At 46.5% G+C, this 13,028-nt stretch carries 13 protein-coding genes and 1 pseudogene; 11 read left to right on the top strand and 3 right to left on the bottom strand.

Features of this window, described 5'->3' with window-relative positions; all coding sequences use genetic code 11:
* Positions 1-147 precede the first annotated feature (147 nt).
* Positions 148-636: a hypothetical protein gene (locus tag ACTWJ7_RS30070; protein ID WP_024628857.1), complete on the top strand. Its 489-nt coding sequence runs from the start codon at positions 148-150 to the stop codon at positions 634-636.
* Positions 637-647: 11 nt separating this feature from the next.
* Positions 648-917 carry a hypothetical protein gene (locus tag ACTWJ7_RS30065; protein ID WP_024628856.1) on the top strand — a complete coding sequence of 90 codons (270 nt, stop codon included), beginning with the start codon at positions 648-650 and terminating at the stop codon, positions 915-917.
* 282 nt (positions 918-1,199) lie between these two features.
* Here the strand turns inward: ACTWJ7_RS30065 and ACTWJ7_RS30060 are convergent, their stop codons facing one another.
* Positions 1,200-1,577 (bottom strand): hypothetical protein, encoded by a 378-nt coding sequence (locus ACTWJ7_RS30060; protein WP_079349895.1) that lies wholly within the window; start codon positions 1,575-1,577, stop codon positions 1,200-1,202.
* A 179-nt stretch (positions 1,578-1,756) separates the two neighbouring features.
* Between ACTWJ7_RS30060 and ACTWJ7_RS30055 the strand changes: the two genes are divergently transcribed.
* The gene (locus tag ACTWJ7_RS30055) at positions 1,757-2,098 is read left to right on the top strand and encodes a DUF4190 domain-containing protein (RefSeq protein ID WP_079349894.1); all 342 of its coding nucleotides are present in this window, start codon (positions 1,757-1,759) and stop codon (positions 2,096-2,098) included.
* Between the two features lie 133 nt (positions 2,099-2,231).
* Here the strand turns inward: ACTWJ7_RS30055 and ACTWJ7_RS30050 are convergent, their stop codons facing one another.
* Positions 2,232-4,418, bottom strand: coding sequence for a YhgE/Pip domain-containing protein (locus tag ACTWJ7_RS30050; RefSeq protein ID WP_301880699.1), 2,187 nt, complete (start codon positions 4,416-4,418; stop codon positions 2,232-2,234).
* A gap of 87 nt (positions 4,419-4,505) precedes the next feature.
* Positions 4,506-5,083: pseudogene (locus ACTWJ7_RS30045) on the bottom strand (TetR/AcrR family transcriptional regulator).
* 261 nt (positions 5,084-5,344) lie between these two features.
* On the opposite strand from ACTWJ7_RS30045, the gene ACTWJ7_RS30040 reads away from it, so the two are divergent.
* The 8 genes from ACTWJ7_RS30040 (at position 5,345) to ACTWJ7_RS30005 (ending at position 12,998) form a co-directional block, all read left to right on the top strand.
* Complete coding sequence (locus ACTWJ7_RS30040; protein WP_301880698.1) at positions 5,345-5,974, top strand: TetR/AcrR family transcriptional regulator; 630 nt, start codon at positions 5,345-5,347, stop codon at positions 5,972-5,974.
* Positions 5,971-6,936 (top strand): alpha/beta hydrolase, encoded by a 966-nt coding sequence (locus ACTWJ7_RS30035; protein WP_301880697.1) that lies wholly within the window; start codon positions 5,971-5,973, stop codon positions 6,934-6,936. Before ACTWJ7_RS30040 ends, ACTWJ7_RS30035 begins: the two co-directional genes overlap by 4 nt.
* A 276-nt stretch (positions 6,937-7,212) precedes the next feature.
* Positions 7,213-7,467 carry a tautomerase family protein gene (locus ACTWJ7_RS30030; protein ID WP_443146164.1) on the top strand — a complete coding sequence of 85 codons (255 nt, stop codon included), beginning with the start codon at positions 7,213-7,215 and terminating at the stop codon, positions 7,465-7,467.
* Positions 7,468-7,477: 10 nt separating this feature from the next.
* The gene (locus ACTWJ7_RS30025; RefSeq protein WP_053784167.1) at positions 7,478-8,395 is read left to right on the top strand and encodes an ABC transporter permease; all 918 of its coding nucleotides are present in this window, start codon (positions 7,478-7,480) and stop codon (positions 8,393-8,395) included.
* 86 nt (positions 8,396-8,481) lie between these two features.
* The gene (locus ACTWJ7_RS30020; RefSeq protein WP_443146163.1) at positions 8,482-9,285 is read left to right on the top strand and encodes a carbohydrate ABC transporter permease; all 804 of its coding nucleotides are present in this window, start codon (positions 8,482-8,484) and stop codon (positions 9,283-9,285) included.
* 42 nt (positions 9,286-9,327) lie between these two features.
* Complete coding sequence (locus tag ACTWJ7_RS30015; RefSeq protein ID WP_301880694.1) at positions 9,328-10,365, top strand: response regulator transcription factor; 1,038 nt, start codon at positions 9,328-9,330, stop codon at positions 10,363-10,365.
* Positions 10,365-12,200: a cache domain-containing sensor histidine kinase gene (locus tag ACTWJ7_RS30010; RefSeq protein ID WP_301880907.1), complete on the top strand. Its 1,836-nt coding sequence runs from the start codon at positions 10,365-10,367 to the stop codon at positions 12,198-12,200. The genes ACTWJ7_RS30015 and ACTWJ7_RS30010 overlap by 1 nt, the downstream gene beginning before the upstream one ends.
* Positions 12,201-12,230: 30 nt before the next feature.
* Positions 12,231-12,998 (top strand): SDR family NAD(P)-dependent oxidoreductase, encoded by a 768-nt coding sequence (locus ACTWJ7_RS30005; RefSeq protein ID WP_024628841.1) that lies wholly within the window; start codon positions 12,231-12,233, stop codon positions 12,996-12,998.
* The last annotated feature ends 30 nt before the right edge of the window (positions 12,999-13,028 follow it).

Below are 13,028 nucleotides of genomic sequence, written 5' to 3'. Positions count from 1 at the left end.
TCTGTCTACACAAATATGCCCGTTCAGGTCTTTGTTATTATAAACACAATAATAAATATATAAAATTTATTACATATGGATATATTTGACATTATTTATAAGTATGTGTATGATTATTTCATACCAAATAAAGGAGTTGTTTGAATTATGAGGATGTTGAAAAACAAATTTTCTATCATTATGTTGGTGTCAGCAATGTTTTTTAGTTTAGTTGGTAGTACCTACGCTCAAGCTCAAAACTCTGTAGATGCGAATGGTATGACAAAAGAAGAAGTATTAGTTGCTAATCTGCTTATTGAGCATTTAAAAGTCGATGAAAAAACAGGGTTATTTTATTTCGTTGATGAAGCTCAGTTAAAGGAAACTATACTCAATCAAGCGCCTAATACCAGTTATGAACAGATAAGAAAAGATATTGACCAGGTTAACGGCCTCATTGAAGAAAACCAAAAAGACGGTCCAATTATTCAACCCTATGGCGCCTGTTCAACTGCATTGAGTCTAATCGGATTATTTCACGGCGTTCAAATGAATGCAGCAATGCTGATTTTGGGTGTTGCAACCACGCCAGCACTGTTCGCAATTACGGCGATAACAGGGGCTATATGGGTTGGAGGCTCCTTATTATGCCCATAGGGGGATAATTGATGAAAACATTCTTGGATCGTTATATAATTTCAACTAATTTCTTGTTATTACTAATAATACTTTCGCTGGCATACACACAATTTTACAGTAGTAATGTTTTACTGTATTTTTTCCTTGCAACTGTAACCAGTGCATCTACTTTTTTTGTTGAATTTCTATTTAACAAAGCAAATTATGAAAGAAAAATAAAAGCCAAAAGAATGGCCGTTTACATCATGCCCTTTAATATTATTATTTTTGCTGTAGCAACTTATTTTTTACAAGTTTGAAATCAGAGTTCGCTCGTTTCAATAACACTGCACTCCTTTATAAGAAATAGCTATACTTTTATGGCTTCAGGTTGTGGAGAAACCCCCTGTTTTTTTGAGGGGGTTTAAAATTTCCTTTTATTTCCTGAAAATAGGTAGATCGTTTAAAAACGTTGATTTGGTTCAAGATCATCTAGGTGCAGGAGACGAAGACAGCGATATTGATTTCTATTATTGGAGAGTTTAATGAAGGCCGAGTCAGTGAATTTATGAAAACTACAGCTATGGCTATCTCAAGATCAATTAAGAGACGTATCCGTCAAACAGCCAAACGCCTTCGGGCGAACGGACGAAAGAGAACTCATATGCGATATTTCCTTCCGAACCTTTTGTCGTGATGTATTTGGCTATGAACAGCATGAAGTGGTCCGAATCCTTCAGCTTAAACGTCATGTTTAGAGTTTCTCTTAAATTGTTTCTGAGCTCCTCGCTATGTACGTTCTCTTGAATTTGAGCGATCTGTTCCTGAAGGCGAGCGTTATCTTCACGTAATTCCTTGATGGTATGCATATTTTCCTGATTAAGTTCCATCGACTTCAAAGCTTCGACAGACTTATCCGATCCACTGCAGCCTGTCATCAAAAAAGTAACCGACAATAGTAAAGGTGCAAACTTATACATAATAAACCTCCTTATCCTTAAATTAGAATATCATAATTTTTGTGTTCATAGGTGCTCCGTGTTTCCGGTCAAATAAGTAAATATATTTAATAAAACCGGAATATTTACAAATAATGGCGCATATTTTCCCAGCTAATCAAGTATAATGAGACTACTTAATAAACAGGGAGGATTTACCTTTGGACCAACGTCAGCATGATGCAGATCGTTATTATAGCGATCCGCTTCCGCCACCACCTTATGTAGTACCCAAAACCAATGGCAAGTCTATCGCAGCGCTTGTCATGGGAATTTTGTCAATCATGATTCCATACTTGGGGTTTCTGATTGGAATTGTTGCTATCATATTTGCATCTATTTCTCTTAAAGAAATCAAGCTTCGCATGGAACAAGGAAGAGGACTCGCCATTGCCGGTCTTGTCTGTGGCATCATTGGCACGGCGATTTATGCAATTATCATTTTGCTCCTACTGGTTGCATTTGTCGCATTTTCTAGTGGCGAGATTTCTTCTACATATTAGGATCGAGGAATGAGGAAGGGCGATCTACATTTTTGTCTCTTCATAAAAAAGCAAGGCCGTGTATAAGCAAACACCCGCTGTTATTGAGGCGAGGGCGTTGCTTACAACAGGCCTTGCTTTTTATGTTTCCATCCTACACGTGAAGCACTGCTTCACTATTTAATTCCTCGCCTTCATTCGTACGATGCACCATGAAATACGTAAAGGTAGCCGCCAGACCAATCACGGCAAAGAGGCACAAAATTCCGATCTGATCCCAAGCCACACCGAACTGTCCACTCGAAATAACAGCTTTATACCCGGTTACCGAATAGGTCATCGGCAGCCATGGGTTGAAACCTTTCAGCCAGTTCGGAATGAGCTCCAACGGGAACGTACCTGCACTGGTGGTCAGTTGGAAGATTAACATGAGGATTGCCAGGAAGCGGCCGGGATTCTCCAACCAAGTAACCAGAGCCTGAATGATGTACATGAAGGTGAGGCTTGTAACGAAGCTGAATAAAAGGAACAAAGGCACGCTTTGAACTTCAAGGCCCAAGCCGGACAATACAAGCCAGGAGGCGAGCAGGGACTGCACGGCACTCATGATCGTGAACGTGAGTGTTCTGCTCACAAAACGATTCCAGCCAGTCGCATCGGTAACCGAGCTGCCGCGTGTGGGCACAACTAACGTTGCAATCAATGCCCCGACAAACAGCCCTAATGACAGGAAGTATGGCGAGAACCCTGTTCCATAGTTGGGCACTTCGTTATGTTTATGTTCATCCACCTGAACGGGCTCTGCGTACATCGTTACCAGTTCATCCGTCTTTTTCACACTGCCTGTTTGATCGGCGGCATCATTCAGTTTGGTGGCAAGCTCACCAGAGCCGTCGGTCAACTTGGCGATACCTTCTTTTAAATCTCCTGCGCCATTATCCAGCTTGCGGGAACCATCGGCAATGGTGGTGATTCCAGCTGAAAGTTGGTTCAACCCGTCAACCAGTTTCCCTGCACCTACGTTTAATTGACGGGAACCCTCTGAAAGTTTGGCTCCGCCAGCGGCAGCCTCAGACAATTTGGCGTTGAACTGCTGGAGGCCAGTCGCAAGCTGACCCTGTCCAGCGGACAACTGCGTTGCTCCTTCTAAAAGCTGCTGCTCACCCTGCACTAACTGGCTGCTGCCTTGATGCAGCTGCTGTTGTGCTGCTTGCAGGCTTTGGCTGCCTTCGAGCAATTGCTGTCCGCCTTGATATACTTGTTCGCTACCAGCGGCAACGGCCTTGCTTGCTGCCAGCAACTGCTGTACAGCCGGGTTAGCAGCTAACTCTGGACTGGCTTCAGCTAATTGGGCAAGACCTTGCGCAACGGCCTTGGCACCTTCACTTACTTTTCCACTGCCTCCGACTGTATTCTGCAATCCAACGGTCAGCTTGGCACTGCCTTCCTCGGCTGCTGCCAGTCCAGCGTCCAATTTTGCGGCTCCTTCCTGAGCGGATTGAATCCCAGCCTGCAATTGTTTGCCGCCAGCTTCAGCCTGTGCTGCTCCGTCACCGAGCTTCGTACCGGCTGCCGCCAATTGGGACAAACCATTGGAAAGGGAGCTGGCTCCCGTATGAAGCTCATCAATTCCCTGAGCCAAGGTGCTAGTGCCTTCTTTTAACGGGGCAATGCCTGTTTCGAGTTTGTCGGTTCCATCGGCCAGTTTGAATAGGTTCTCTTTCAACTTGGAGGCACCTTCATCCAGCTTGACCGCACCCTCGTTGATCTGACCTGCGCCATCTCCGGCATCTGCCAGACCGCTAGAGATTTTCTCCACCTGATCCAGCAACGTTTCGGTATAGGATTCCGTCACTTTGGCAGAGACTTTGGATTTGATCTGTTTGACCGCCGTCCCGCCAATCTGACCCGCGAGAAAGTTGTATCCTTCATTGGGTTCATAGATCAGCTCTGCCGGTTGGGGATGGTCATCCATTAGCGTGGTTGCTTTTGCAGAAAAGTCCTCTGGAATAACAATCGTCATATAATACGTGTTGTCTTCCATGCCTTGTTCGGCTTCTTCACGGGTCACAAATTGCCAGTTGAAGTCGTCACTTTTTTTCAATTCATCGACCAGATTCTGTCCGACTTCCAGCGATTTGTCATTGTAGGTTGCCCCCTGATCCGTGTTGACTACGGCGACAGGCAGTTCATTCATTTTGCCGTAAGGGTCCCAGAATGCATTGAGGAACAGGCCGCTATATAGCACCGGAATGAACAGCACCACGAGAATCGGAATAAATACTTTTGGTTTCTTGAAGGCGGACTTTAAGTCCTGCCCAAATACAGTAAATGATTTCATTATGTTCTCTCCCCATCATTACGCTACTATGTTGCTATATCTATCTCTTTCTCTAATTTATAAAAGGATTCAGCCTCACATCTTTCTTTATGTAGGGGATAATCCACTTTTGAGAAAGAGGCCCACGAAATCCTTGATCTGATCCTTGTGCAGTGAATGATGCGCTTTGTTCCAATCGGATGTTAAGGTGACATACAGCTTCAGCAGGACAAAAGACACCAGTCTGGGGTCGTCCTCGCGAATCTGCTGTAGTTCCATGGCACGTCTTACTTGGCGCTCTAAATATTCAAGAATTGCAGTCTCTACTTTTTGCAGGCCTTCTTTCGCCTGTGGCGTGCCGAACTCGTTCACCTCCTGAAACAGCTTGATCAATAGCTCATGTTCCTCCCTATACTCCAGCAAAGAGTCCATGCTTAGGTGCACGTTTTCCAGAAATGGTTTGTCGTCTTGAACAGTTTGTTCCGTAATCCGCTTCATATCAGCAATGATGGAGTGGAGGATCTCTCCGAACAGTTCTTCTTTGTTCTCGAAAAAGTATAGATCGTACCTTTACCTACATTTGCAAGTCTGGCAACCTGCTCCATGGTCGTAGCCTTGTAACCAAATAACGCGAACGATTTCTCTGCTGAGTCCATCACCTGTTGCCTTCGATCGATTGTTTTCATAGCATATCCACCTCCTAGTCGTATGGAAAGATAAAAGATAACTGAGAATTGACTAAATTACTTATTTGGTCAATTGGTCGTTTATAACTGTAGCACTCGAACAGGCAGAGTGGATGTGATCTTTGTCATAATGTACATGGGGAGAGTGAGAAGGTTATTCAGGGGTAGCTGAATTAGCTCTTGCATTAAGTTGTAATTAAAGATATATTATTAATTAACTGATCAGTTAATTAACTAAATTTAAAGAGAGGGGAATTACATTTGGCAAGACCCATCAATGAAGAAAAAAGGCTGGAGCGTCGTAAAGAGATTCTAAAAGAAGCGGTTGTCCTGTTCGCAGAAAGTGGATATTCCAATACCACAACGGCTATCATTGCGAAAAGTGCGGGAGTGACTTCTGGAACCATTTTTCAATATTTCCCTAGCAAAGAAGCTTTATTCTATGCCGCTGTTCTTGAGCCGCTTGCTGATATTCAGAGGAAATCAATTGCTTGTCTACAACAAGAGGGAACGCCGGGCGCATTGATAAAGAACATGGTGAAAGAACAATTCAACCATATCTACTTCTATACCAATGAATTGCGGCTTGCCCAATCTGTCTTAGGACAACGAGAAAGATTCCCTGAACTTACACAGGAGGTCCTTGAGAGTATTAAGGTAATGACAGATGAAATCGAAGGTGTCTATGCCAAGGGACAATTAATGGGAGAGTTCAACAAAAGCTTTTCTCCAGCAATGATTTCTCGTGCCTATATCTCTTTCTTAAATGGAGTTGCCTTAACTCTTGGAGAAAGTATTGTTCATCATCCCGAGTGGGAAAATCTGAAGGCGCATGCCTTTTATTTGTTCGGACCCATATCACCTATAGAAAAACTGGAGGAGTCTGAATGAGTCAAACATCATTAGAGCCCAATCAGAACGTTCGTGTGAAAAAACGGAACAAAATTTTATGGAGCCTGGGAATCGTGTTTTTGCTTGTGGTGGCTCTTGTGTTTTTTATATCGTTTAAAGTAGTAGACACCTTGTTGCACCATCCTAGAGACACGAATGTTAGCTACGAACTGAATATCGATAAAACTCCCTACGAAGAGGTCGAGTTCAAGAGTTTAAAAAATGATAATACGATTAGAGGTACCTTCTTTCCTGCACATACTGGTGTTAAATCAAGCGATAAGACGATTATTATCGTCCATGGATATACGAGCAATCGTTTAGTCAAAGGACGGACACCGAAGTTAGTAGAGCATTTTGTTCCAAAAGGCTACAATATATTAGCATTTGATCTCAGCTCGCAAGGTAAATCCGATGGTGATTTGATTACACTGGGCCTCAATGAAAAATACGATTTGCTGGGAGCCGTAGACTATTTAAAATCCAAGGATCATGCGGGTGATAACATTGGAGTGATCGGCTTTTCAATGGGCGCTGCTACTTCATTGCTGGCCGCGAGTGAAAGTGATGACATCCAAGCTGTAATCGCGGATAGTCCGTTTCGCAATGCCGGTCTATTTCTGAGAGAGGGTCTGCCTTTCTTTTCAGGTTTACCTGCGTTCCCATTCAGTTATACATCGACCTGGATGGCCAATTGGGTCTATAAGGTTGATCTTGATTCCGTATCTCCTATGGATGCGGTAAAAAAGATGCAAGACAAGCCAGTTATGCTCATCCATGGTACTGGAGATCAGCAAATTAGTTATAAAAATACAGAAGTGATTTATGAGTCCTTAAAAGATAATCCAAGCGCAGAAGTATGGTATCCGGAAAATACGGAGCACATCGATGCGATCAACCACTACCCCACTGAATATTTCCAAAGAGTAGATCGTTTTTTGGATGAGTATGTAGGAAAATAAATATAGTCCTAGAGAGCTGACTAGTAGAAGGGCTCTCTAACGAGGTGAAAAAACCATAATCTCAAGCATGTTCAGCCTATAGTGGGAAAAACCGCTATAGGCTGAATTTACATAAACTACATTTTTTTAGCCCGGAAGCGTTGAACACCAGGGCTGCTCTCACCTAAAGAAAACACAAGTGAACGAAAAGACAGTCCATTGTTGCTCTCTCACAGGAACGCTAAGATGAAGTTGTTAAAGCGTTTACATTACGTGGTGAAAGGGAGCTGAACTCGGATGCCAGAAATTTCAATCAGGCTGTATGAAGGCAGGACGGATGAGCAAAAGCAGGAGATCGTGGAGGTGTTCACTCGTGAGCTTTCACGTATTATCGATCGTGAGCCGGAGTACATTTCCGTTGAATTCAATGAAATCCCATGGGACGAGAATGTTCCTGATAATTTGAGAAGCATGCAATCACAGAAGCAGGGAGGGAGAAAACGTGAAGCCGGCGGATATCGCGCCGCCAAGCCGGGGAACAGCCAGACTTAATTCGTCTGGTATGGGCACTCGGCTCGGAGATGCGGGACGTTATCTGTGGCGATACCGGATACTATATCTGCTCTCGGTACCGGGCATCCTGTATTTTTTCCTCTTCAAATATGTACCTCTGTTCGGCTCGGTCATTGCTTTTCAGAACTACAACATTTTCAAAGGCATCACCGGAAGTGATTGGGTAGGTCTGGAGCATTTTCAGAAGATGTTCAGCCATTATGACTTTTTGCGGATTCTCAATAACACACTTCTGCTCGGACTATATGATCTGGTGATTGCATTCCCGGTTCCGATCTTACTGGCCATTCTGCTAAATGAAGTACGGATGATTGTGTTTAAGCGTTTGCTGCAAACGATTGTATACATGCCTCACTTTCTGTCCTGGGTCGTCATAAGTGGTATTTTCATGGGGATTTTCTCGATGGATGCCGGGGTGGTGAACAAGGCACTTGGATTTCTGGGGATGCAGCCAATCTACTTTCTTGGGGAAGACTCATACATTCGTTCCATTCTAATCGGTTCCGGAATCTGGCGCGACTCCGGGTACGGCACCATTATTTTCCTGGCTGCCATTGCGGGCATCAATCCCGATCTGTATGAGGCGGCAGAGGTGGATGGAGCCGGACGTTTGAAGCAAATATGGTCGATTACCCTGCCATCCTTGCTACCGACGATTATGATTCTGCTGCTGCTGCACATCGGGAAGTTCCTCGATCTGGGCTTTGAGCGGGTGTTCGTATTCCTGAATCCGCTCAATCTGGAATCCGGTGAAATTCTCGATACGTACATCTACAAAGCCGGGCTTCTCTCACAGCAATACAGCTATACAACGGCCATCGGGTTGTTCAAGTCCGTTGTTGGCCTGATGCTTATTCTACTGGGTAATTTTTTCAGCAAAAAAACAACCGGCGAAAGCCTGTATTAGGAGGCGAGATAGATGCGTACCCCCAGTGTCCGTTACCGTATATTCCGCATTGGAAATCTCGTTTTCTTACGCTGCTCTCGTTGACGATGATTCTGCCTTTCATTAATGTGCTGGCCCAATCACTCAGCAGCTCGGAAGCGATCATGGGCGGAAAGGTCAGCTTCTGGCCTGTTGCTTTTACCTGGATCAATTATGAATATGTATTCGGCGATGCTTCGTTCTGGCGGGCATTTGCGGTATCGGTTGGGGTGACACTGTTCGGGACGCTGATCAATCTCGCCGCAACGGCATCGCTGGCCTATCCCGTTTCCCGTCCAGAGTACAAAGGGCGCTCGCTGGTTGTCATGTTTGTTCTAGTGACCGTTGTATTCTCGGCGCCGCTCATTCCGAACTTTATCCTGATGAAGGAACTGCATCTGGTCAACAATCCGCTGGTACTGATTGTGCCAGGAGCGATTAATGCCTTTAACTTTTTCGTCATGCGCTCGTTCTTCGCACAGCTGCCGGGTGAACTGATCGACGCTGCCCGCATCGATGGCTGTGGGGAATTCGGTATCATCTGGCGTATCGTCATTCCATTGTCCAAACCGGCCATGGCATCACTCGGCATCTTCTATGCGGTTGGCCACTGGAATGCCTACTCCACCGCGCTATATTATCTGAATGATCCGGCCTGGTGGCCGATCCAGGTAACACTTAAGAAACTGTTTGAAAGTGACGATATTTCCGTCGATCCGGGCTCTGCCGTCTATAGCACTCTTGCACATACATCGCCGGAAGGCATCAAAATGGCAACGATCATCATCGCCACCTTACCGATTATTATCATTTACCCTTTTCTGCAAAAGCATTTTGTAAAAGGAATCATGGTCGGCTCCGTCAAATCTTAAGTACAAGAAGCATACAGATCTGACGGAAACGGGGGAATGGCGATGTTCAGAATCTTGATTACGGACGATGAGCCGATGATTCGGATGGGTCTGGCGAAGATGATCAAGCAAGCGGGGCTGTTCGACTGTGAGATTCGGCAGGCAGCACATGGGGAAGAGGCACTGCAGGTGGTTGAAGCCTTTCGGCCACACATCCTGTTTACGGATATCCGCATGCCAACGATGGATGGTATCGAGCTGTGTCGACGTTTATCCGAGCAAGGAAGTACGATACGCATTATTGTGGTCTCCGGTTATTCGGACTTTGAATATGCAAGAGCCTGTATGGATTATGGGGTAAAGCGATATCTGCTGAAGCCTGTGGGACGACAGGAGCTTCATGAGCTGTTACTCAAATTGCTTGCGTCTGAAGAGGATAAACCTACAGTTTCCCTTGTACCCGTGAGGGAGCTGAATGATTGGGCGATGCGCCTGGAAGAGGCCATATGGGAGTTACGGCAGTCCGATGTGACAGAGCTGCTCGCAGCATGGTCTGGTCGTTATCCGGCATATTCCTTGATGCCTGAACAGACAGCGGAGCTTTTTCAGGAATTGCTCGAATTGATTGTGGCCCGAATGAATGCACGTGGCAACGGAACGATGAGTACGTCCTGCGAGATAAATGTAAGCGCTTCCTCTAAAGAATGCTTTGAGACTCTGGGCAACGAGATTCACAGATTAATGAAGACGATCAAGGAAAAGCGTAGCGGCAAGCGCAAGCATCCGGTAGAAGAAGCAAAAGCCTATCTGGAGAAGCATTTGCGCCGTGAAGTATCGCTGGATGAGATTGCAGCCAAGCTGGGGCTTAACCCATCCTACTTCAGCCAGCTGTTCAAACAGACGACAGGTCAGACCTTTATCCAATACCGGATACGCAGCAAAATGGAACTGGCCAAGCGCATGCTGGAACAGCCGGGTAACCGGATTACGGATATTTCCTACGAAGTGGGGTATGCGGATCATCCCCATTTTACGAAGACGTTCAAGAAGATTACCGGACTGACACCGTCCGAGTATCGCAGCAAGTTGGGCATTGAGTGATGAAGCGCAGCCTGTCGATCCGCCTGTTCTTTCATTTTGCGATCGTGATTACACTTTCTCTGTCCGCCATCGGCTTGTTTACCTATACCTATGCCTCAACCGAAATGAACGACCAGCTTGCGGACAACATCGCCCAGACGATGCGCAATACGGCGTACCAGACCGACCTGTATTTGCAAAATTATGATCGGGCCACGTACTCCATTCTGGCGAGTGGAAGTGTTAAGCAATTTCTGGACATGAATCCGGAGGATAGTTATGCCTATTACGAATACAGCCGTCAGATCAAAACGAACGTGTTCCCGCCTGTTTTTATGTTATATCCGCAGATCAAGTTTCTGTATGTTATCGGGGAAAACGGGCGTGTTGTCATTGATGACAACCAGAATTCAGCCGGTATACCGGATATGGACGCGGCTCTTCAATATAAGGAGCTACTGGCCGCAACGCCTGCAAACGGCGAATCTACATTGCTTACACGCAGTATTCGCAGCGAGCAGAGTGCCAATGTCATTACGATTGCGCGGCGGATCAGAGGAGTGTCCTCCTATACCCCAAACGGTGTACTGGCGATGGAAGTGAATGTGCTGGAGCTTGACAAAATATGGGGAGAACTCGATCTCGGCCAGGGCGGATATCAGTATGTGATAGATCAGAACGGAACGGTTATCTATACTCCCGGTGAGGCAGAGGCGCAGACAGCGATGCCATCCAGCAGCGTAAACAGACTTATGCAAATGGAGGCGGGCTCGCTTGAACTGAACACGGATGGCACCAAACGGCTGTCCATTTCGGAGCTTTCCAATTATTCTGGCTGGCGTTTTGTTGCTTCCGTGCCTCTGGAGGAGCTTCAACGACCGATTGCAACGATTCGCTCGACCACATTGTGGGTTGGTGCAGGAACCCTGCTGGCTGCACTGGTCGTGGCCTATCGAATCGGCGCTTCTCAGGTGGAACCGATTCGTGTGCTGATGAACGGAATGAGACAGACCGAGAAGGGAATCTGGAACAAGGTGGAGATGAAGGAAAGGCGCGATGAAATCGGCGTGTTGATTCGAAGTTATAATCTGATGGTCAGCCGCTTGTCGGACATGATTGAGCGTGTGTATGAATCGGAACTGCGCCGTCAGAAATCGGAGATCGAGCTTCAGCAGGAGGCGCTGGAACGGCACCGTGCGGAATTTCAGGCACTTCAGTTGCAGATCAATCCGCATTTCCTCTACAACACCCTGGAGACGATCAAATGTTATGCCGTTGTACAGGATTCAGAAGAAATTACGCAAATGGTGGAATCAATGGCCCATATGCTCCGTTATTCCATTCAGACGAACTTGGAGGAAATCACGGTTGCGAATGAACTGAAACATGTGCTGGCCTACCTTTCCATCATGAAGCATCGCATGGATCGGGAACTCGAAGTGGAGGTCATCATTAGACCGGATCTGTTGTTGGAGAAAATGGTTCGACTCACCCTCCAGCCACTGGTGGAAAATGTGTTACAACACGCTTTTCCGCGAGGCATGGAGCCCGGTCACTTTATCCGAATCGACGCTCGGCGTCTTGAAGATCGCTTTCTTGTCATCGTTCAGGATAACGGCATGGGCATGAGTGAGGAACGCTTGGAGAAGCTGCGTCGACGTCTGGAATTGAACCGCCTGGCAGGCGAAGATTCCGATGATGTGTACCATCGCGGGGGCATCGGGCTCATGAATGTCCATCGCCGAATTCAGCTGGTATTTGGAGAAACGTATGGCTTGATGATTGAGAGTGAGCAAGGATTGGGAACGACCATTACGATGGCGCTTCCGGCGGATCAGCATAGTAAGCGGATTTAATTGAACCTATAACAGGGAGGACGATAGAAAATGAATATTAACTTGCAGAACAAAATTGCGCTGGTCACAGGCTCTAGCGGAGGGATTGGGGCTGCCATTGCTGGGGCATTGGCTCGTTGCGGGGCAAAGGTGGCTGTGAATGGCCTGCATAATATGGATCGGGCTGAGGAGGTTGTGGCTGCAATTCGGGATGCTGGCGGTGAAGCAGCAGCATTTCAGGCAGATGTGACGAATACGGATGCGATTGAATCGATGGTTGGGGATATTACGCTCCGCTTTGGTGGTCCGATTGACCTGTTGATCAATAATGCGGGACATCTGGTGGAGCGGAGCCCCATTGAAACGATGAGCGAGGAGCTTTACAGCCGAATTATGGATGTGAATCTGAAAAGTGCCGTATTTGTCTCCAAAGCGGTCATTCCAGGCATGAAGGCAGCTGGAGGTGGTCGAATAATCAATTTGACTTCGGTAGCGGCTCATAATGGTGGCGGTCCGGGTGCAGCTATTTACGCAGCCTCCAAGGCAGCAGTCATCGCGTTAACTAAAGGGCTTGCCAAGGAGCTGGCTCCTGGCGGGATTACGGTTAATGCCCTCTCACCGGGCTTCATCGGGCAAACGGCGTTCCATGCAACGTTCACCTCGGAGGAAGGCCGATCTTCTGCGGTAAGCAGCATTCCCCTTGGACGGGAAGGCAGTCCCGAGGATGTTGCAGGTGCGGCGCTGTACCTGTGTTCGGAGTTGGGTTCTTTTATAACGGGAGAAACGCTTGAAATCAATGGCGGAATGTATATGCGTTGATGCTACACCATTGCGATAAGGAGGGGACGA

The sequence above is a fragment of the Paenibacillus sp. 1A_MP2 genome (assembly GCF_052244825.1).
Lineage (GTDB): Bacteria > Bacillota > Bacilli > Paenibacillales > Paenibacillaceae > Paenibacillus > Paenibacillus vandeheii.
The sequence above is the reverse complement of the archived record's forward strand: the minus strand, read 5'-3'. Positions and strand labels throughout refer to the sequence as shown.